This window comes from Actinoplanes sp. NPDC051513, from assembly GCF_044454685.1.
Classification (GTDB): Bacteria; Actinomycetota; Actinomycetes; order Mycobacteriales; family Micromonosporaceae; genus Actinoplanes.
Genome location: NZ_JBITDW010000011.1, coordinates 57,344 through 78,647, shown reverse-complemented (window position 1 = coordinate 78,647; position 21,304 = coordinate 57,344). Strand labels below are relative to the sequence as shown.

Here is a 21,304-nt window from a genome sequence, read left to right as displayed (position 1 = left end):
CGCCGTGTCACCGGTGACATATTGTCAAGATTTTCTATCTGACACCGGTGACAGACACCGGTGTCATGTCCTAGTGTTCGTTTCCATCGGGTTAACAACGCGGTCACCGAGGAGCGGAAGACATTGAAAGCCGTTGTGTACGACGCCCCGCGCAGCTACGCCGTGAAGGACATCTCCGTCCCGCGGGCGGGCGCCGGCGAGGTGCTCATCAAGGTCGGCCAGGTCGGGGTGTGCGGCACCGACCTGCACATCCACGAGGGCGACTTCAACGCTGTCTTCCCGCTGATCCCGGGCCATGAGCTGGTCGGCGTGGTGGAACAGCTCGGCGAGGGTGTCACCGGCCTGCGGGTCGGCGAGCAGGTGACGGTCAACCCGAATGTGAACTGCGGGCACTGCTCCTACTGCCGTGCCGGTCGCCTGATCCTCTGCGAGAACCTCAAGGGCTACGGCAGCAACTTCCCGGGCTTCTTCGCCGAGTACGTCGCCGTCCCGCAGACCCTGGTCTTCTCCGTCGACGGCCTGCCCGCCGACACTGCCGTGTTCACCGAGCCGGCCGGCTGCGCGATGCACGGACTGGAGACTCTCGACCTCCGGCCCGGATCGAGCGTGCTGGTTTTCGGCGCCGGACCGACCGGGCTGCTGCTGGCGCAGCTGATCGCGCACGGCGGGGCATCCTCGGTGACAGTTGCCGCCCCGACGGCCTTCAAACTCGACACCGCCGCGGCGCTGGGCATCGGCCGGACCGTACAGATCAGCCGGGACGATCCCGAGGCCGACATCGCCGTCCTCAAGCAGGCCTCGCCGGGCGGGGACGGCTACGACGTCGTCGTCGAGGCAACCGGCTCGCCACGGATCGGCGGCATCTGCGTGCCACTGACCCGCAACGGCGGCACGGTTCTGGTGTACGGCGTCACCCGGAACGAGGACATCGTCGCCGTCCATCCGTTCGACGTCTTCCGCCGCGAGATCACGATCAAGGGCTCGTTCGCCGAGATCTCGTCCTTCGGCGCCGCCATCGCCGCGCTGCGCGGCGGCCGCGCGAGGACCGACGGGATCATCACCCACCGCTTCTCGCTGGACGACTACGGCAAGGCCCTCGATGCCCTGCAGAACGACCCCACGGTCCACAAGGTCGTCATCGTTCCCTGACCCGTCGAAGGAGGTGATCCGACCATGTCGCAGACCGTGCTGGGTATCGACCTGGGCACCAGCTCAGTGAAAGCGGTGGTCGCCCGCCTCGACGGGACGGTCGTCGCGCTGGCCCGTCGCGACTACCCGGTCTCCAGCCCCCACCCCGGGTGGAGCGAGACGCCGGCGAGCGACTGGCTCGACGCCTCGGCGGCGGCGGTGCGCGCGGCGGTCGCCCAGGCCGGCTCGCAGCCCGGCGCGATCGGGATGTCCGGCCAGATGCATGGAGTCGTGCTGGCGGCCGAGGACGGCCGTGCGGTCCGGCCGGCCGTGCTCTGGTCCGACGCCCGGGCCGTCGACCAGATCGAGGAGTACCGCCGGCTGCCGGAGCCGCTGCTCGCCCGGCTGGGCAATCCCCTCAGCCCGGGCATGGCGGGACCGCTGCTGGCCTGGCTGGCGATCCACGAGGCGGCGACGTACCGGGGCGCGCGCTGGGCGTTGCAGCCCAAGGACTGGCTGCGGGCCCAGCTGACCGGCCGGTTCGTCACGGAACCCAGCGACGGGTCGGCCACCCTGCTCTACGACATCTCCGGCGACAGCTGGGACACGGAGCTGCTCGCCGCCCTCGGGCTCGACGCGGGCAAGCTCCCGCCGATTCTGGATCGTTCCGCCGCGCCGGCCGGCACGCTGACCGCGGACGCGGCGGCACGGCTCGGCCTGCGCCCCGGCGTGCCGATCGCGGCGGGCGCCGCCGACGCCGCCGCCGCGGCGCTCGGCTCACAACTGACCGAGCCGGGAACGATGCAGCTGACCATCGGCACCGGCGCACAGCTCGTCATGCCCATTGCCGAACGCCCCGAGCCGTTGCCGGCGCACCCCGTCACGCACCTCCACCGCGCCGCCACCGACACCGGCTGGTATCGGCTGGGCGCCGTGCTCAACGGCGGCCTCACTCTGGACTGGGTCCGCCGTTCCCTCGGCGCCCGCTGGCCCGAGCTCTACGCGGCCGCCGCGGTCGCACCGCAGGCCGATGATCCGTACTTCCTGCCGCACGTCAACGGCGAACGGACGCCGTACCTCGACCCTGCCCTGCGCGGCGCCTGGACCGGCCTCGGGCCCTGCCACGACCGTACCCATCTGCTGCGCGCGGCCCTGGAAGGTGTCGCCTTCGCCATCCGGGACGCCCTCGACAGCCTCGACCCCACCGGCCAGATCCCTCAACTACGACTCGCCGGCGGCGGCACCGCCGACCCGGCGTGGCGGCAGATGCTCGCCGACGTGCTCGGCCGGACCCTCGTGCCGGTCGAGGTGCCCGCGGCATCGGGGCTCGGCGCCGCCCTCCTCGGCGCCCGCGCCGCCGGCATGACCGACCGCTTTCCACCCAGCCACCCGCTCACCGCATCCAGCAACGACCCCTGCAGCCACCGGCACGATCTCTACGACGGGCGTCATGCGGCCTTCCGCCGCAAGGTTCGCGCCCTGCGTGACAGCGACAGCGACAGCACCACGGCCGGCACGTACGCCGGCTCGGCGCCGTACAGCGCCGCTTCTCTGAGCGGTTAGACGCACACCGAAAGGTGATCCCCTCATGGCACCACTTCTCGAGGCGCGCGGCCTGTCGCGAAGCTTCGGACACGTCCGCGCACTGGACAACGCGTCCTTCGACATCGATGCCGGTGAGGTTGTCGCGCTGATCGGCGACAACGGGGCCGGCAAGTCCACCATGGTCAAGGCCCTCACCGGCAATCTCGACATCGACGCCGGCGACCTGTACTTCGAGGGCCGGCAGGTCACCATCACCAGCCCGCATCAGGCCTCGGAGATGGGCATGGAGGTCGTCTACCAGGACCTCGCTCTCGCCCCCCACCTCAACCCGGTGCAGAACATGTTCCTGGGCCGCGAGATCCCCCGCAAAGGGCTGCTCGGCTCTCTCGGGTTCATGGACGAGAAGCGGATGCGCGCCAAGGCCGAGGCCGGCTTCGCGGACCTCGGCGGCACCGTCCGTTCCTTCACCTCGCCCGTCGGCTCGATGTCCGGCGGTCAGCGTCAGCAGATCGCGATCGTCCGGGCCATCAGCTGGGCCGACAAGATCGTGTTCCTGGACGAGCCGACCGCCGCGCTCGGCGTCGTGCAGACCAAGAACGTCCTGGACACCATCAAACGCGTACGCGACAAGGGCATCGCCGTCGTGCTCATCTCCCACTCCATGCCCCACGTTCTGGAGGTCGCCGACCGCATCCAGGTCATGCGCCTGGGCACCCGGGTCACCACCCTGCCCGCCGCGGGCACGACCGTCGAACAGTTGGTCGGCGCGATGACCGGCGCCCTGGACGTGCAGACCAACGACCGCAAGAACTCCGCCGCCACCCTTGAGGACAGCGCGTCATGAGCGTCATCACCCCTCCCGGCCAGGCCCCCGACCAGCAAGCCGTCGTCGAGGCGCCGCCGCGGCAGTCCTACCTCAAACGCATCGCGAGCATGCAATCCGTCTGGATCCTCGGGGTCCTGGTCGTCATCGTTGCCGCCTTCTCCGCGGCCGCCGGCACCAAGTTCCTGTCCACCAGCAACTTCTCGCTCATCTCCCAGAACATCGCCGTCTGGGCCGTGCTCGGTGTCGGCATGACCTTCGTCATCATCACCTCGGGCATCGACCTGTCCATCGGCTCGGTGCTGGTCTTCTCCTCCGTCATCGCGGCGAAGCTGATGGAATCGGTCGGTGGTAACGGCTGGTCCACCGCGGCCGTCGGCATCCTCGGGGCGCTCGTGTCCGGGATCGCCTGGGGCACGCTCAACGGCTTCCTCATCGCCAAAGCCAAGATCCCACCGCTGATCGTCACGCTCGGCGCGCTGTCCGTCGCGCTCGGCCTGGCCCAGGTCATCACGGGCGGCATCGACATCCGCTCGGTCCCGGAGTCGCTGACCGACTTCAACACCTACATCAAGATCGCCGGCGTCCCGGCGCTGCCCTTCGTCGCCCTGATCGTCGTGATCATCGGCGGGATCGTGCTGCACAAGACGAAGTTCGGCCGCTACACCTACGCGGTCGGCTCCAACGAGCTCGGCGCACGCCGGGTCGGCATCAACGTCGATCGACACCTGATCATGGTGTACGCGGTGTCGGGCGCCTGCGCCGGACTGGGCGCGGTGCTGGCTCTGGCGCAGTTCGGCACCACCACGATCGCCGGGCAGTCGCTGACCAATCTCAACGTCATCGCGGCCGTCGTCATCGGCGGAACCTCGATCTTCGGCGGCGAAGGCTCGATCTTCGGCACCGTCGTCGGCCTGTTCATCCCGGCCGTGCTGCAGGCCGGCTTCGTGATCGTCGGCGTCGAGGCCTTCTGGCAGGGCGTCGCCGTCGGTTCCGTCCTCGTCGCCGCCGTCTATGTCGACCAGTCACGCCGGGCCGCCGCGCTGCGCGGCAGTTCCCGGCCTTCCTTCCTCTCCCTGCTCAGGACCAAGAAGTAAAGGATCCCGTCCCGATGAACAAATCCAGAATCCTCGCCGCGGCCGGCAGTGTCGCCGTGGTCGCCGTTCTCACCGCGTGTACCAGCTCCAAGCCGACCGAGAGCGCCGCCAACACGGCCGCCGCCGACCCCAACGCCCCGGCCGCCTCCGCCGCCGTCGCGCCCGAGAAGGCGAAGAAGAACTACAACATCGTGTTCATCCAGGGCGTCGCCGGCGACGAGTTCTACATCACCATGCAATGCGGAATCGAGGCCGAGGCCGCCAAGCTCGGCGTCAACGTCAAGACCCAGGGCCCGCAGAAGTTCGACCCCACTCTGCAGAAGCCGATCCTCGACTCGGCGGTGGCCGCCAAGCCCGACGCCATCCTCATCGCCCCCACCGACGTCACCGCCATGCAGACGCCGCTGCAACAGGCCGCGGCGGCCGGCATCAAGGTCATCCTCGTCGACACCACGACCAAGGATCCCTCGTACGCGGCCAGCGCCATCGCCTCGGACAACGTCGGCGGGGGGAAGGCGGCCTTCGACGCCATCAAGAAGCTGAACCCCGATGGCGGCAAGGTCATGGTGATGTCCACCGATCCGGGCGTCTCCACCGTCGACCTGCGCATCCAGGGTTTCGAAGAGGCCGCCAAGGCGGATTCGAAGTTCCAGTACCTGCCGGTGCAGTACTCCCACAACGACCCGGCGACGGCCTCCAACCTGATCAGCTCCGCGCTGCAGAAGGACCCGGACATCGTCGGCGTCTTCGCCGCCAACCTGTTCGCGGCCGAAGGCACCGCCACCGGCGTGCGTCAGGCCGGCAAGACCGGCACCGTCAAGATCGTCGGCTTCGACGCCGGCCCGAACCAGATCAAGGCGCTGCAGGAAGGCACCGTGCAGGGCCTGGTCGCCCAGCAGCCCGGGATCATCGGCCAGTACGGCATCGATGAGGCCGTGGCCGCCCTCGACGGCGGTCAGATCACCCCGAAGATCCAGACCGGCTTCACCACCATCACCAAGGACAACCTCAACGGCGAGGGCGGCCAGGCCGCGTACAAGTCCGACTGCTGATCAGTGAGCGCGGCGGCTCCCCTGCCCCGATGGAGCCGGGGAGCCGCCCGCGTTGTCCGGCTAAAATTCGGGCATGGGGCTGAGCGGGCACGACGTCGAACGGTTCGAGGCGTCCCGGCCCCGGCTGCAGGCCATCGCGTACCGGATGCTCGGGTCGGCCTCCGAGGCCGAGGACGCCGTGCAAGAGACGTTTCTGCGGTGGCAGGGCGCCGACGTCGATCGCGTCGAGGTGCCCGAGGCCTGGCTGACCAAGGTGCTCACCAACCTGTGCCTCAACCAGCTGACCTCGGCCCGCGCGCGCCGGGAGACCTATGTCGGGGAATGGCTTCCCGAGCCGCTGCTGGCCGGCGATCCGTTGCTGGGGCCGGCCGAGACCGTGGAGCAGCGTGAGTCGGTGTCGTTCGCGGTTCTGGCGATGATGGAGCGCCTCCCGGCCGGCGAGCGGGCCGTGTACGTGCTGCGGGAGGCGTTCGACTATCCGCACCGGGAGATCGGGGCGATCCTCGACATCAGCGAGAGCGCCAGCCAGCAGATTCTGCACCGGGCCAAGAAGCACGTGGCGGAGGGGAAGGCCCGCGTCGAGTTGGACGAAGGGGCCGCCCGGCGGGTGGTCGAGGAGTTCCTGGCAGCGGCGATCAGTGGCGACACGCAGCCGTTGGTGCGGCTGCTCACGGCCGATGTCGTGTCGAGCGCGGACGGGGGCGGCAAGATCCCGGCTCGGACGAAGGCGTTCTCGGGGGCGCCGGCGGTGGCCAAGTTCCTCCGGGGATTGTTCAAGCCCAGCGAGGCCAAGCGGGCCGTGGTGGGCGGGGAGCCCGAGGTGTACGCGTGGGTGGCCAACGGGGATCCCGCGGTGGTCGCCGTCCTCGACGGGCGGGTCGTCGGCGTGATGTGCCTGGAGGTCACGGCCGACGGGATCGCCGCGGTGCAAAACCAGGTCAATCCCGACAAGCTCGAGAGGGCCACGGCGGTCTGGGCGCGCTCGGATCATGGAAAGCCGCTGTTCACAGCGTTCTGAGACCTGCTTCACACCCACTCCTGTCAGGAAACGGCGGGCTGCCCGGTTCAAGGGGCAGAACCCGAAGACAGGAGCGAGGAAAATGCAGCACCGCATCATCGTTCTCGGCGCCGGATACGCCGGGGCCATCGCCGCCGGCCGCCTGGCCCGGCGCCTCCGGCCGGCGGACGTCGCGATCACCCTCGTGAACGCCGAGCCCGACTTCGTCGAGCGCGTCCGCATGCATCAGGTAGCGAGCGGTCAGGACCTCAAGCCGCGGCCGTTCCGCGAGATGTTCGCCGGCACCGGGGTACGCGTCGAGGTCGCTAAGGTCACCGGCGTGGACGTCGAACGCAGGACCGTCACGATCGAGAACGGCGAGCTGGCGTACGACACCCTGGTCTACGCCCTCGGCAGCGGCTGGAACCCGGGGGACGTCCCGGGCGTCGTCGAGCACGCCCACCAACTCGCCAGCCGGCCAGGCGCGCTGCGGCTACGCGAGCGGCTGAACGGCCTGACCGCCGGGCAGACCGTGGTGGTGGTCGGCGGCGGCCTCACCGGCATCGAGGCCACCACCGAGATCGCCGAGGCGCACCCGGACCTGGCCGTCAGCCTCGCCGCCCGCGGCGGCCTCGGCGACTGGCTCTCGGCCAAGGGCCGCGCCCACGTGCGCAAGGTCTTCGACCGCCTCGGGATCACCGTGTACGAGAACTGCGAGGTCACCGAGGTCGGCGCCGACCGGATCACGACCGCCGACGGCACCGTCATCCCGGCCACGGTCACCCTGTGGACCACCGGGTTCGCGGTCCACCCGATCGCCCGGGCGACCGCCCTCGAGCTGGCCGGGACCGGCCAGATCGTGGTCGACGCGACCATGCGATCGGTCTCGCACCCGGACGTGTACGCCATCGGCGACGCCGCCCTGGCCATGGGCGCCGGCAACAAGCCGCTGCGGATGTCGTGCGCCTCGGGAACCCCGATGGCGTGGCAGGCCGCCGACGCGATCGCGGCCCGGCTCACCGGCGGCAAGATGCCGAACGCGCCGCTGCGCTACTTCAACCAATGCATCTCGCTGGGCCGCAAGCAAGGCCTGATTCAGTACGTGACGGCCGACGACCGGCCGGTGTCCGCGATCCTCACCGGCCGGACGGCCGCCGTCTACAAGGAACTGATCTGCAAGGGCGCGGTCTGGGGCGTCGAGCACCCGCTGATGGGCCTTCCGGTCCGGCCCCGCCCGGTGATCGCGGAGCCCGCCGGGCACGACCTGGTCTCGCCGGCCGGCTGAGGACCATCCGGCCGGCGTGCGAGCCGAGAACCGGTTTCCCGGCAAAAGGCCTTACGATGCCGGCGCAGGCGCGCACACAACTACCCCTGGAGACCGCATGGCCGAGACGCACGCCGAGGGCCGGCTGGTCTCCGGGCAGTACTGGCAGAGCTGGAGCGGCGAGGCGCCCGTCGGACTGGTCATCGTGGTGCACGGCGTACACGAGCACAGCGGCCGGTACCGCCCGGTCGCCGAGCGACTTGTCGCCGCCGGCTACGACGTCCATGCCGTGGACCATCCGGGGCATGGCCGGTCGCCGGGCAAGCGGGGCAACATCACGAGCATGGCCGCGGCCGTGGACGGCGTGGATGCGTTGACCCGGCTGGCCGCCCAGAGCGTCCCGGGCGTACCGGTGTTCGTCTATGGGCACAGCCTCGGCGGGCTGATCGCCTTGCAGTATCTGACGGGACAGCCCGCCGACCGCGTACGCGGCGGGGTCATCTCCGCGCCGGCATTGGACACCAGCGCCGCCACCACGGCGCAGAAACGACTGGCGCCGCTGGTCTCCGCCCTGTTGCCCAACCTCGGCATGCTCGCGCTCGACCTCGACACGATCAGCCGTGACCCCGAGGTGGTCCGCGCCTACCGCGACGATCCGCTGAACCACCTCGGCAAGATGACCGCCCGCACCGGCACCGAGCTGATGCTGACGGCCACCGCGATGCCATCCCGGCTTGCGGGGCTCACGCTGCCGCTGTTCGTTCTGCACGGCGGGGCGGACCGGCTCGTGCCACCGGCGGCCGGCGCCCTCGTACGCGAGCACGCCGGCTCACCGGACCTCACCTTGAAGATTTACGAAGGGCTCTACCACGAACCCCACAACGAGCCGGAGCGCGACCAGGTGCTCGCCGACATCGTGAGCTGGCTCGACGCCCACCGATGACGGCCGCGGCCTTGGCGGCGGATGAAACGGATGGAGCGGCGAACCGGTCGTTGCCGCGCCGGCTCAGCCAGCGGGAGGTCGTGGTCACCCGAAGCCGGTGTCTGGGGGACCTTGCCAGTACCCGTTTCCCCAGAACCTTCCTGCGTGGGTTGTCGCGGCTCGCCGAACCCCAGGATCGGCATCTGCACGCCACTGTTCAAGGTGACATTCGGAATGGTGACGGACATGGTGAAGCCCTACTCGTGTTGCGCGCTGTCGGCTGAGACAGCGCCGGCCGAGGCGCCCGGGCCGGCTCCCGCCCCACGCTACGAGCCCGCACCCGGCCGAGGGAGTTGCTGCCATTGCCCCTCTCCGCAACATCACCCGGTCAGCCGGCGTCTTCCTGGCCTGCGCAGCCGTCACGGGGGCCGCCCTTCTGACACTCGCGTTGGCGGGCCGAGCATCACGACACCCGGGCGAGATCGCCCAAGGCGCCGTCGGGTGAGCAGCCCCCGAGAAGATCTCGACCGGGAACGTGGCACTCGGCGTACCGGCACGCACGCCTGCCGGGACGCCGAGCGTTCTCAGGACGTTGAGCTGAACTCGAAAGTTCCCGCGCCGACGGAGTAGATGTCGTAGAGGCCGTTGCGTTGGACGAACGTGGCGCCCGACGTCATGGCGGTGCTGGTTGCGGACGTCGAGGCCAGCGGTACCCAGATCTGGCCGCTGGTTCCGGCCGGCGAGGTGACCTGCAGGTGGAACTGCCCGGACGTGTCCCGCGCCCATTTGACGGCCAGCGAGCCGCCCGCGGTGGGCACCTGTCCCTGGGCCCAGGCGAGGGAGCTGGCCTGGGGTTTGACCTGCCAGGTGGTGTATCCGGGGTTGACGGCCGTGGCGCCGAGGACGTTCTCGGTGAGCAGCTGGGTCGGTCCGGCGCCCCAGGCGTGGGCGAGGCTGTCGAAGCCGCGGGACGGGAGGCCGTTGCTGTTGACGAACTCCCAGAAGGTACCGGTGTAGTAGCCGCTGTTCGGGTCGACCTGGATGCCCCAGAGGCGGCGCATCAGGTCGAGCGCGCCGGCGGTGTCGCCGCTCCCGAAGCGGGCCATGGCCTCCCAGGTGTTGTTGAGCGGTTCGATGGTGTGGCCGTAGGGGTCGGCCATGCTCGGCGCGGGCTGGGAGATCTGGCTGCCGTGGGCCTGCCACCGTGCCTTGAAGTAGCTCAGGATGCCGGCGATCTTGTCGGCGGGCGCGACGCCGAGGCGGATCGCGTTGACATTGGCGTCGAGCGGGAAGACGTTGGGCCTGCTGTTGGTGTGCTGGTAGAGCCCGGCCGAGGTGTTGAACAGGCGGGCGTTGATCGCGGTCTTCAGGGCGTTGGCCTTGTTCGTGTACTCGGTCACCTTGGCGGCGGTGCCGGCCTTGCCCTCCATCCAGATCATGTTCTGGAGCAGCTCGTAGTAGGCGAGGTTGTACTCGGTGACCTCACCGCTCTGACTGGTCTGCCAGTAGTCGTTGTCGTTGGTGACGACGAGCCCGTTGGCGTCCAGTCTGGTCGCGTGGTAGGCGGTGGCGGCTTCCAGCTTGGACCGCAGGCCGCTGATGAAGGTTCTGTCGTTGGTGTAGCGGTAGTACTGGACGGCGATGATCGCGGAGTAGGCCGAGTACGTCATGGCGTAGTCGAAGGCGCCGCAGCCGCGGAACCCGACCGCGCTGGTGAGCCGGCCGTTCGAGCTCTGCAGGTTGACGATGCTGTTGATCGAGCCCTTGATGTAGGCGGCGCTGTTGGAGCCCAGCGACAGCTGGGCGACCGGGTTGGTGATCATGAGGTCGCCGGACCAGATGGCGCGGTCGCGTTTGGCGCCGTCGAAGATGACCGGGACGTTGAAGCAGGAGGAGACGCCGGTGGGCACCATGTCCATCTGGGCCGTGTACGCGCCGGCGTACCACATGCGGTTCAGCTGGTCGTCGCTGGAGATGAAGTAGCCCTGGTACTTGTCGGCGGTGGCCCGGTAGGCCTTGAAGTTGACGCCGGCGCCGGTCAGGGTGACGCTCCCGGCGGTGGTGAGCTGAACGGCGGCGAACCGGAAGCCGCCGCGGAGCGCGCCGGTGTAGGTGCGGGCGCCGTTGACGCTGAACGTGACCGGCGATCCGTTGTCGTTGTTGTAGATCCCGTTGCTGGCGGTCAGGTAGGGCAGCGCCTCGCTGGTGGCGACCCGGACGGTGCCCGTGCCGCCGCTGGAGACGGTGATGAAGGGCGTGCCGCCGACCTCCTTGCCGAAGTCGAGAATGACCGTTGCCGGGGAGCCGGTGGAGGAGGTGGTCAGGACGGTGGCGCCGCTGCCCTGGCCGGCCAGGCCGGCCGCGTTGGTGACCGAGCCGCTGGTGCGGGTGACGGTTGCGGCTCGGACGCTGTCGCTGGTGGGGGCCGGCACGAGACTCTGCCAGTTCGGGTTGGCCGGCCAGGTGGGCAATGCGGCCGCGGCCCGCCCGGGAACGGCGGTGGCGGCGATCAGGCAGACGACGGCGCCGACGAGAGTTCTGCTGGTCATGCGGTTCACGGGGCTTCTCCTTGGTGGGGAACCGCATGGCCGCGCCGGGGGCCCGCGCGGCCATGCGGTGTCGGAGGATCAGCGCAGAACGGTGATGCTGTAGGCGCCACCCGGCACGGACAGCCGGGCGTACCCGTCGGTGACGGTCGGGCGCACGGTGCGGCCGTTGACGATGATCTTGCTGTGCTTGCCGGCGGGGACGGCGATCGTGCCGGAGGTGTTGCGCGGGGTGGTGACGTGCAGCTCGAACCGGCTGCAGTTGCCGGTCTGCTCCCAGTCGGCGCTGATGTCGCCGTACGCGGTGGGCACGACGCCCTTGGCCCAGCCGAGCCGGCCGGGGCGTGGCTGGATCAGCCAGGTCGAGTAGCCGGCGCCGACCGGGCTGATGCCCAGGATCTGCTGGGTCAGCTGCACGCTCGGTGAGGCGGCCCAGCCGTGGGCGAGGCTGGCGGTGGCGCGGTTGACGCCGCCGTCGTTGTTCTTGAACTCCCACAGCCCGCCGGTGTAAAGCGGATTGCGGGGGTCGACCATGGGACCCCACGTGCGGCGCATGAGGGCGAGCGCCCCGTCGACGTCGTTGACGGCGAATCGGCCGGCGGTCTCCATGCCGTTGCCGAACGGCTCGATGGTGTGCCCGGTCGGGTCCTGCAGGCCGGGGCCGAGGATCGCGCCGTACGGCGTCCACAGTGTCTCCAGCGCGCGTAGCACGCTCGCCCGCCGGTCGGCCGGGACGAAGTCGTACTGCAACGCGAGGGCGTTGGCGTCCTCGACCATCACATCCGGGTGGTCGGTGCTCTGCCCGTACGCGCCCAAGGTGGGATTCCACAGGCGCGCGTTGACCGCGGTCTTGATGGCGTCGGCCGTGGCGTCGTAGCCGTCGGCGTCGGCGGCGGAGCCGACGGTGCGCTCGAGCCAGGCCATCTCGCGCAGCAGGATGTAGAAGTCGATCGAGTACTTGGTGACCTCGCCGGTCTGGGTGGCCTGCCAGAAGTCGCGGTCGTTGGAGGCCACCAGGTTGTTCGCGGTCAGGAAGGTGGCGTTGTAGGCGAGCTCGCGGCGCAGGTTCGGCAGGCGGCTGACGATGTAGTCGGTGTCGCCGGTGTAGCGGTAGTAGTCGATGGCGGCGCGGGCACCGTACCCGGAATAGTTGTTGGAGTAGAACAGCGGCGACCCGGCGGGCGAGGTGCGCTTGGCGAAGTCGGGCGAGCCGGGCAGTGCGCCGTCGGCCCGCTGGGTGGCGAACAGCGCCTCCAGCGAGGACTTGAGGTACGAGGCGCCGACGTCGCCAAGGGTGCTGAGGATGGTCGGCCCCTGCACGAGCAGGTCGCCGGTCCAGATGCTGCGGTCGCGTTTGGCGCCGTCGTAGATGCGCTCGTCCGGCAGCCCGTTGAGCCCGGCCGGCTTCATGTTCAGCTGCAGCGTGTAGGCGCCGGAATACCACATCCGGTTGAGCTGGTCGTCGCTGGACAGGAACCAGCCGCGGTAGTCGCGGGCGGTGGCCCGGTAGGCCTGGAAGTCGACCTCCAGCCCGGACAACGTGACGGTGCCGGGCGTGGTGAGCGTGAGCAGGATGAACCGGAATCCGCCGTGGAATCCGCCGGCGACCCGGCCGGGCGCGGTGACCTGGAGCGTGTCGGGTCCGCCGACGCCGGCCAGGCCGCGTGACTCGTCGGAGGCCGGTGCGCCGGGGGTGGTGGCGACGGCGGCGCCTGCGGCGACCGCCTGGTCGAGCGGCCGGTCCAGGTCGATGGTGCGTGCGGTGGCGTCAAAGCCGGTGATCGTACGGGTCTGAGCGCCGCCGAAGGTGATGGTGTTGCCGATTTCGAGGTTCGCGGCGGAGGCGACCGTTACCTGGCTCGCCCCCGCGGCAGCGTCCACGGACGTCGTGGTCGCGGCCGGGCGGCGCAGGTATTGGCGTGCCTCACCGGTCACCAGGTTCAGCGTGACGGCTCCGCTGACCTGTGTGATGTCCAGGCTGGGTGTTCCGGCGATGTCCTTGCCGAAGTCGAGCAGGACCGAGGCGGGCGTCTTCCCGGCGACGGTGGTCAGCGTGGCCGGCTTGCCGTGGCGGCGCACCAGCGATTCCGGGTGGGTGACCTGGCCGCGGCCTTCGGCGCGGACGGCCGTGACCTGGTCGGAGCCGGGACCGAGTACGTAGGACTGCCACGATCGGGAGGATGCTGCGGCGGGCGACGGGGCCGTGGCGAGACCGGTGACCAGCACCAGCCCGACGACCAGCGTTCGCCGCGCCGCGGACGCGCGTGGCGGGAAGATCGTAAGACGGGACAACGTCGTTCCTTTCTCGATGGGAACGAGCTTTGTAACGTTTCATTGGGTCGCAACCGCGTGGGCAACCCGGTCATGACACGGCTGGAGCCGTACCCGTCCTTCGAGGAGGGCGCGACCCAGCGAGTGTGAGAAACGTTTCTCACATGTTTCGCAGACCATAAGCATCGATGTCGTCGCGGGTCAAGGGACTTGGCTGTCAGGCTTTATCGAGGACGCTTGACGGCACCGCGATGCGCTCCTATGGTCCACCGTGGACATGGGTAACGTTTCTCAATCTGAGGCGATCGGCAGACCCGGCAGCACAACATCGCATGCCCGTTGCGCAGGTTATGAAACGTTCAAGTCTCCGCCGTGCCTGAGCCTGCGTCCTTCCGGTACTGGTCGTCCACCGCTCCTGGCGGCAACATGATCCGCCGATTCGCGGCCACCCGCGGTCGCCGCCGTGTCGTCCGGATCACGGCGGAGATCGTCTCGGCCGGCGCTCACCGGCCTGCTTCGCACGTCGACTTCCTGCTCGACCAGTGCCAGGCCCTCGCCAAGGCGCTGCAGATCGATTTCACCGCCCTGGCCGCCGCGCAGGAAGGCGGCGATGTCCTCGGCGCGAACGCCGTGCTCATGGACGCCTTCGAGACCTACGTCCGAGGCGCGCTGGCAGACCGCCGAGAGAGCCGGGGTCTGCCGCGCGACCCGATCGCCGCATTCACCGCGTCCGGCTACGCCGCGGCGCGCGTCGGCGGCCTCCAGGCGAGTTGGGGGCCTGACGCCGAATGTCTGCCCACCGCCCTCGCCCGGCCCGCGCCTCCGGCGGATTGCCCGCCTCAGGCGACGGCAGCTGTGGTGCGCCGGACGACCAGGGTGGGCGTCAACTTCACATGGGCGGTCCGGCGGTCGCGCTCGGCGATGCGCTCCACCAGGAGCCGGGCGGCGTTCGCGCCCATCTGGCGACCGTCCTGGTCGACGCTGGTCAGCGAGACCGGACCGAACGCGGCCAGGGCGCTGTTGTCGTAGCCGGCCACCGAGATGTCGCCGGGGACGGAGAGACCGGCCTCGGCGATCGCCTCCATCGCGCCGAGCGCGACGACGTCCGCGCCGGCGAAGATCGCGGTGGGCCGGACCGGCCGGGTCAGCAGCGCCTTCGCCCCCAGATAGCCGCCCTCGTGGGTGTAGCTGGTGGACGCGATGTCGATCTCGTCGCCGAGTCCGCGGGCGCGCATCGCTTCGCGGTAGCCGTTGGCGCGCTGCGCGTTGGGCATCTCCGCGAGGCGTACCGGATCGGTCTCGTTGTGCTCGATGTGCGCGATGCGGCGGTGGCCGAGATCGGCGAGGTGGTCGACGACCAGGGCGGCGCCGAACACGTCGTCGTCGGTGACGGTGTCATACGTGGCGGAGGGCCCGTGCCGGCCGACGACAACGGTCGGAACGCTGCGGGCGACGGTGTTGAGGCGCGTCTTGGCCGAAACCGGGGCGATCAGGACGAGACCGTCCATGCTGCGGTCGATCATCGCTTCGATGACCCGGGCCTCGGCCTTCTCGCCGTTGCAGCCGGGCGCGAGCAGCACCTGGTAGTCGGTGCCGGCCAGCTGTGTGGTCATGCCGTCGAGAATGTCGGCGAAGAACAGGTTACGCAGGTCGGGGAGCATCACGCCGATCGTGTACGTCTGACCGCGTAGCCCCCGGGCGGCGGCCGAGGGCCGGTACCCGAGCTCGGCGATGGACTGCTGCACCTTGGCGCGCATCGCGGGGCTGGCCCCGTACGCGTTGCGCAGGACCTTGGAGACCGCGGTGGTGGACACCTGGGCGTGACGGGCGACGTCGACGATCGTGATCCGTCGGGGCGCTGACTTCTCCACCAGGTCTCCTCTGCGGTTTCGGAACAACCGGTAGCACGAGCGTACTGATCATCTGGGTGAACGGGGCGGTGCGGCGGTCGTGCGCCGGGTGACCAGGGTGGGGGAGAAGGTCACCTGGGAGGTCGGCCGAGCCGGATCGGCGATGCGATCGAGCAGCAGCCGGGCCGCGGTGGCGCCGATCTGGTGGCCGGCCTGGTCGACCGTGGTGAGCGAGACAGGTCCGAACCGGGCGAAGCTGATGTCGTCGTAGCCGGCCACCGAGATGTCACCGGGCACCGTCAGCCCGGCTTCGGTGAGCGCGTCGAGGACCCCGATCGCCACGATGTCGGCGCCGGCGAAAATCGCGGTGGGGCGGTCACGGCGCTCGAGCAGCAGGCGAGTGCCGCGATAGCCCCCTTCCCGGTTGTAGGTGGTGGAGACGATGTCGATCCGGTCGCCGAGCCCGTGGGCGCGCATGGCGTGCCGGTATCCGTCGGCGCGCCGGGCGTTGGGCATTTCGACGCGGCGAATCGGGTCGGCCTCGTCGTGCTCGATGTGCGCGATGTGGCGATGGCCCAGGCCGGCAAGGTGGGCGACGACCAGTCCCGCTCCGATGAAGTCGTCGTCGGCGACGATGTCGTAGCCCGCTGCAGGGCCGTGCCTGCCGATCACCACCGTCGGCACGGTGTGCGCGACCCGCTGGAGGCGCACCCGCGAGGCGATGGGCGCGACCAGCAGGAGGCCGTCCATGCTGCGGTCGATCATCGCGTCGGTGACCCGCTGTTCGCCGGTCTCGTCGTCGTGGCTCGACGACATCAGCAGCTGGTACTCGGTTCCGCTCAGGTGTTCGGTGACGCCGTCGAGGATGTCGGCGAAGAACGGGTTGCGGATGTCGGGCAGCACCACGCCGAGCGTGTACGTCCGTCCGCGCAGGGCCCTCGCCGTCGCCGACGGGCGGTAGCCGAGCTGCTCGACGGCGGCCAGCACGCGGGAGCGCATCTGGGCGCTCGTGCCCGAGGCTTTGCGGACCACCTTCGACACGGCCGTCGTCGACACTCCGGCGTGCCGGGCCACGTCGACGATCGTCACCCGGCGGCTTGAAGTCGTCGGTCGCGGCATGCCAGCTCCTTGGGTCGAGCAACGTTACCCACACTAAGGATCTGCACCGGGTAACGCTAGATCAGCAAAAGTACCCGCGCCTCTTGACGCTGTTCGGCATCGGCTCTTAGTGTCTGCGAAACATCTTGGAAAACGTTACCCACATCACGATCGCTGTCCTGCCGCCGTGGGGTCGTGGCCCGGTCACTTTGCGCAACCTGGTCCCGGTGCCTCAAGGCCCACCTGAAACGCTTCAACAAAGTGGGTTCCCCATGACAATCGATACGAAAGCCCCACCGGCGCCCGGCGTGGTGACCGCGACGCGGTCGCGGCGGCGCACCGCCCCGCCCTGGTGGTTCGTCCTGCCGGCCATGCTGCTGTTCGCGTTCGTCGTGCTGGTGCCGAGCGCTCGCGGCGTCTACTACGCCTTCACCGACTGGGACGGCCTCGACCCGCAGTTCGCCTTCGTCGGGCTGCAGAACTTCGTCGACATGCTGGACGACCCGAACGCGCTGCAGGCGGTGTGGCACACGATCCTGATCGCGGTCGCCATCACGGTGATCCAGAACGGCATCGGTCTGCTGCTGGCCCTCGGGGTCAACACGATGATCAAGACCCGGAACTTCCTGCGGGTGCTGCTGTTCGCCCCGGCGGTGGTGACCCCGATCGTCACCGCCTACCTGTGGCGCAACCTGCTCGGCCCGGACGGCGCGGTCAACAGCCTGCTGAGCGCCGTCGGCCTGGGGTCGTGGCAGCAGGACTGGCTCGGCAACCCGCGCCTGGCGATCTGGATGATCGTGCTGGTCATCGTGTGGCAGTTCGCCGGTTACTCGATGGTGATCTTCCTGGCCGGACTGCAGTCGATCCCGCGGGAGATCTACGAGGCCGCCGCCCTCGACGGCACCGGGCCGTTCCGCCGGTTCTGGTACGTCGTCCGGCCGCTGCTGGCGCCGGCCATCACGATCAACCTGATGCTGTCGATCATCGGCGGGATCAAGCTGTTCGACCAGGTGTACGCGCTCACCGGCGGCGGCCCGGGGCACGCGACCGACACCATCTCCACGCTGATCTACAAGGACGCCTTCACCCTCGGCGAGTTCGGCTACAGCATCGCCCTCGCGGTCGTGCTGACGGTCATCGTCGCCATCGCCTCGGCCGGCCAGTACACCGTCCTGTCCCGCAACGAGAGGGCGGCGTCGTGAACCGCTACACCAAACGCACGTTCCTGCTCGAGATGGTCATGGCCGCGGTCGCGATCGTGTTCGCCTTCCCGGTCTACGTGCTGGTCAACCTCGCCCTGCGGCCGTCGTCGGACACGTCGTCGCCGATCCACCCGACCACCGCCCCGACGCTGGACAACTTCGGGCAGGCGTGGCAGCAGGGCGGCCTCGGCGGCGCCCTGATCAACAGCCTCGTGGTCACCGCGGTCAGCGTGCTGATCGTCCTGACCGTGTCGTCGCTCGCGGCCTACCCGCTGGCCCGATCCACCGCGAACTGGTCCCGCGGCACCTTCCTGCTGATCATGCTCGGCCTGATCCTCCCGTTCCAGCTCGCCTCGCTGCCGCTCTATCAGACGATCCGCGACCTGGGACTGCTCGGCTCGGTGTGGTCGCTGGTGCTGTTCTACTCCGGCCTGCAGGTGCCGTTCACCACGTTCCTCTACGTCGGGTTCCTCCGCGCGTTGCCGCGCGACTTCGAGGACGCCGCCTTCATCGACGGCTGCACCCCGCTCGAGAGCTTCCGGTACGTCGTCTTCCCGATGCTCAAACCGATCACGGTGACCGCGCTGGTGCTCAACGCGGTCAGCGTCTGGAACGACTTCTTCACCCCGCTGCTCTACCTGTCCGGCAGCACCAACCAGACCATGCCGGTCGCCATCGCCGGCTTCTTCGGCCAGTACGTCTCCGACTGGAACCTCGTCTTCGCCGCCCTGCTGATCAGCATCGTCCCGGTCCTGGCGGTCTACCTCTCGCTGCAACGCAGCATCATCAACGGCTTCGCCGGAGGACTCAAAGGATGACCCCGTACGCCCTCACCACCGAACAACGCGTCGAGCCGCTGGGACTGGGCGAGCCCCGCCCCCGGCTGTCCTGGAAGCTCGACGGCGACCGTCGCGGCGCCGCGCAGACCGCGTACCGGATCATCGCCGCCGCAAGCGGGACCGACCTGGACGATCCCACCCGGCTGGTGTGGGACAGCGGCCGCCGCGACAGCGGCGAGACGCTGCTGATCGGCTGGGACGGCCCCGCGCTGCAGTCGGGCACCCGCTACCACTGGCGCGTCGAGGTCTGGGACGAGACCGGCACCCCGGCCGGCGCCGCGCAGACCTGGTTCGAGACCGGCCTGCTGCACCCCGGCGAATGGACAGCGGTCTGGATCGGCCGTGACCGGGTGGGCCTGCCACCGGTCGACCCGCCCACCGACGAGGAACGGTCCTACCCCGACCCGGCCCTGGCGCCGCTGTACCTGCGACGTGCGTTCGAGCTCGCCGAACGGCCGGTCCGGGCGAGGCTGTACGCCACCGCCCGCGGCGTCTACGAGCCGCGGCTCAACGGCGAACGGGTCGGCGACCTCGAGCTCGCGCCCGGCTGGACGGAATACGACCGGCGCCTTCAGTACCAGACGTACGACATCACCGGGCAGCTGCGCGCCGGCGTGAACGTCGTCGCGGCGATCGTGGCCGATGGCTGGTGGAGCGGCCACGTCGGCTTCGACCCGAGCCGTCCGGCCCGGCACTACGGCGCCGCGCCGGCGTACCTGGCCCAGCTCGTCCTGGACTTCGCCGACGGCTCCCGGCGGGTCATCGCCACCGACGGCGGCTGGAGCGAGCAGCCCGGCGGGATCCGCGCGGCCGACCTGTTGATGGGACAGTTCGTCGACTCCCGGCGGGAACCGGACGGCTGGGACACCACGATCGGCGGCGCCGGGTTCATGCCCGTCGCGGTGCTCGACCACGAAATCGGCCCCCTGGTCGCCGAGCCGGACGCGCCGATCCGGGTCACCGCCGGCCTGCCCGCCATCGCCGTCGACCGGCGAGGGCCGGACCGCGTCATCGTCGACTTCGGGCAGAACCTCGTGGGCCGCGTCCGGTTGCGCATTCGCGGCGCCGAGCCGGGCCGGCGCATCGTGCTCCGTCATGCCGAGGTGCTCGCCGACGGCGAGCTCTACCTCGACAACCTGCGCCGGGCGAAGGCCACCGACGTGTACGTGGCCGCCGGCGGCGACGAAGTCTTCGAGCCGCAGTTCACGTTCCACGGGTTCCGCTACGCCGAGATCAGCGGCTACCCGGGCGACCTGGCCGCCGCCGACGTCAGCGCCCGGGTTCTGCACAACGACACCCCGTGGACCGGCACGTTCGCCTGCTCCGATCCGATGGTCGAGCAGTTGCAGTCGAACATCGTGTGGGGTCAGCGCGGCAACTTCGTCGCGGTGCCCACCGACTGCCCGCAGCGTGACGAGCGCCTCGGCTGGCTGGCCGACGCCCAGGTGTTCGCGCCGACCGCGACCCGCAACGCCGACGTGTCCGCGTTCTTCGCCCGCTGGATGCGTGACGTCGTCGACGGCCAGAACGCGGACGGGGCATTCCGCGACGTCGCGCCGATCCTGGTGCTCGACCGCGAGGGCGCACCGGCGTGGGGTGACGGCGGCGTGATCATCCCGTGGCTGCTGTGGCGCACCTACGGCGACCGGCGCACGCTCGAGCACAGCTTCGACGCGATGGTGGCCTGGGTCGAGCACATCCGGCGGCACAACCCGGACCTGCTGTGGCGGCACCGCACCGGCAACTCGTACGGCGACTGGCTTCAGGTCGACGCCGAGACTCCACGCGATGTCCTCGCCACCGCCTATTTCGCGCGCAGCACCCGGATCGTCGCGGACGCCGCCGAGGTGCTGAACCGCCTGGATCAGGCGGCGGAGTACCGGGAGCTGCACACCCGGATCCGATCGGCGTTCGCCGACGCGTACATCGGTGACGACGGCACGGTCGAGGGTGGCACCCAGACGGCGTACCTCATGGCCCTGGCCTTTGATCTGATGCCGCCCGAGCTGGTCGACGCGGCGGTGGACCACCTGGCCGCCGACATCGAGAAGCGGGGCAACCGGCTGACCACCGGGTTCGTCGGTGTTCCGCTGCTGTGCCCGGTGCTGTCCGAGTACGGCCGCAGCGACCTGGCCTATGCGTTGCTGCACCAGGATGAGTTCCCGTCCTGGGGCTACTCGATCCGGCACGGCGCCACCACGATCTGGGAGCGCTGGGACGGCTGGACCGAGCACGGCGGCTTCCAGTCCGCCGCGATGAACTCGTTCAACCATTACAGCCTCGGCAGCATCGGCGACTGGCTCTACGGCCACGTCGCCGGCATCGGACAGACCCCCGGCTCGGTCGCCTACCGCACGCTGCTGCTGCGTCCCCGGCCCGGCGGCAACCTGACCTGGGCCCGCGCCGAGCAGGACACCGCCCGCGGACGGGTCGCCTGCGGCTGGTCGATCACCGACGACCGGCTCACCGTGACCGTCACGGTGCCGCCGGGCAGCACCGCCGTACTGGAGATCCCCACCGCCGACCCCGGCAGCGTGCGCGAGGACGACGTGCCCGCCGCCGACCGGCCCGGGGTTCTCGGGGTCGAGCCGTCCGCCGCTGGGGTCACCCTGCGGCTGACGTCCGGCCGCTTCACCTTCATCGCAAACCCCGCTTGATCACGACAATCTC

At 69.9% G+C, this 21,304-nt stretch carries 15 protein-coding genes; 11 read left to right on the top strand and 4 right to left on the bottom strand.

Features of this window, described 5'->3' with window-relative positions; all coding sequences use genetic code 11:
* Nucleotides 1-123: 123 nt before the first annotated feature.
* The 8 genes from ACIA5D_RS30985 to ACIA5D_RS30950 all read left to right on the top strand — a co-directional run bounded on the left by ACIA5D_RS30985 (nt 124) and on the right by ACIA5D_RS30950 (nt 8,849).
* Nucleotides 124-1,149 (top strand): zinc-dependent alcohol dehydrogenase family protein, encoded by a 1,026-nt coding sequence (locus tag ACIA5D_RS30985; protein ID WP_396033880.1) that lies wholly within the window; start codon nt 124-126, stop codon nt 1,147-1,149.
* 24 nt (nt 1,150-1,173) lie between these two features.
* The gene (locus ACIA5D_RS30980; protein WP_396033879.1) at nt 1,174-2,691 is read left to right on the top strand and encodes a xylulokinase; all 1,518 of its coding nucleotides are present in this window, start codon (nt 1,174-1,176) and stop codon (nt 2,689-2,691) included.
* Nucleotides 2,692-2,716: 25 nt separating this feature from the next.
* Nucleotides 2,717-3,517 carry an ATP-binding cassette domain-containing protein gene (locus ACIA5D_RS30975; RefSeq protein ID WP_396033878.1) on the top strand — a complete coding sequence of 267 codons (801 nt, stop codon included), beginning with the start codon at nt 2,717-2,719 and terminating at the stop codon, nt 3,515-3,517.
* Complete coding sequence (locus tag ACIA5D_RS30970) at nt 3,514-4,593, top strand: ABC transporter permease (protein WP_396033877.1); 1,080 nt, start codon at nt 3,514-3,516, stop codon at nt 4,591-4,593. Before ACIA5D_RS30975 ends, ACIA5D_RS30970 begins: the two co-directional genes overlap by 4 nt.
* A 14-nt stretch (nt 4,594-4,607) precedes the next feature.
* Nucleotides 4,608-5,645 (top strand): ABC transporter substrate-binding protein, encoded by a 1,038-nt coding sequence (locus ACIA5D_RS30965; protein ID WP_396033876.1) that lies wholly within the window; start codon nt 4,608-4,610, stop codon nt 5,643-5,645.
* A gap of 73 nt (nt 5,646-5,718) precedes the next feature.
* Nucleotides 5,719-6,663: an RNA polymerase sigma factor SigJ gene (gene sigJ, locus ACIA5D_RS30960; RefSeq protein WP_396033875.1), complete on the top strand. Its 945-nt coding sequence runs from the start codon at nt 5,719-5,721 to the stop codon at nt 6,661-6,663.
* Nucleotides 6,664-6,745: 82 nt separating this feature from the next.
* Complete coding sequence (locus ACIA5D_RS30955) at nt 6,746-7,927, top strand: NAD(P)/FAD-dependent oxidoreductase (protein WP_396033874.1); 1,182 nt, start codon at nt 6,746-6,748, stop codon at nt 7,925-7,927.
* Between the two features lie 97 nt (nt 7,928-8,024).
* The gene (locus ACIA5D_RS30950) at nt 8,025-8,849 is read left to right on the top strand and encodes a lysophospholipase (protein WP_396033873.1); all 825 of its coding nucleotides are present in this window, start codon (nt 8,025-8,027) and stop codon (nt 8,847-8,849) included.
* 563 nt (nt 8,850-9,412) lie between these two features.
* On the opposite strand, the gene ACIA5D_RS30945 is transcribed toward ACIA5D_RS30950, so the two are convergent.
* From ACIA5D_RS30945 to ACIA5D_RS30930, 4 genes are all read right to left on the bottom strand, one after another.
* Entirely contained in the window at nt 9,413-11,377 is a 1,965-nt protein-coding gene (locus ACIA5D_RS30945) for an alpha-L-rhamnosidase C-terminal domain-containing protein (RefSeq protein WP_396034009.1), read from the bottom strand.
* A 78-nt stretch (nt 11,378-11,455) separates the two neighbouring features.
* On the bottom strand, nt 11,456-13,666 hold the full coding sequence (locus ACIA5D_RS30940; RefSeq protein WP_396033872.1) for an alpha-L-rhamnosidase C-terminal domain-containing protein: 2,211 nt from the start codon (nt 13,664-13,666) through the stop codon (nt 11,456-11,458).
* A gap of 818 nt (nt 13,667-14,484) precedes the next feature.
* A complete protein-coding gene (locus tag ACIA5D_RS30935; RefSeq protein WP_396033871.1) occupies nt 14,485-15,516 on the bottom strand; it encodes a LacI family DNA-binding transcriptional regulator in 1,032 nt (343 codons plus the stop codon).
* 48 nt (nt 15,517-15,564) lie between these two features.
* Nucleotides 15,565-16,614, bottom strand: a complete 1,050-nt coding sequence (locus ACIA5D_RS30930; protein ID WP_396033870.1) for a LacI family DNA-binding transcriptional regulator — start codon at nt 16,612-16,614, stop codon at nt 15,565-15,567.
* A 251-nt stretch (nt 16,615-16,865) separates the two neighbouring features.
* Between ACIA5D_RS30930 and ACIA5D_RS30925 the strand changes: the two genes are divergently transcribed.
* Genes ACIA5D_RS30925 through ACIA5D_RS30915 form a run of 3 tightly spaced genes read left to right on the top strand, consistent with a single transcriptional unit; the run spans nt 16,866 to nt 21,291 of the window.
* Entirely contained in the window at nt 16,866-17,795 is a 930-nt protein-coding gene (locus ACIA5D_RS30925; RefSeq protein WP_396033869.1) for a carbohydrate ABC transporter permease, read from the top strand.
* Nucleotides 17,792-18,613, top strand: a complete 822-nt coding sequence (locus ACIA5D_RS30920; protein WP_396033868.1) for a carbohydrate ABC transporter permease — start codon at nt 17,792-17,794, stop codon at nt 18,611-18,613. The genes ACIA5D_RS30925 and ACIA5D_RS30920 overlap by 4 nt, the downstream gene beginning before the upstream one ends.
* The gene (locus ACIA5D_RS30915) at nt 18,610-21,291 is read left to right on the top strand and encodes a family 78 glycoside hydrolase catalytic domain (RefSeq protein WP_396033867.1); all 2,682 of its coding nucleotides are present in this window, start codon (nt 18,610-18,612) and stop codon (nt 21,289-21,291) included. The genes ACIA5D_RS30920 and ACIA5D_RS30915 overlap by 4 nt, the downstream gene beginning before the upstream one ends.
* Nucleotides 21,292-21,304: the final 13 nt, after the last annotated feature.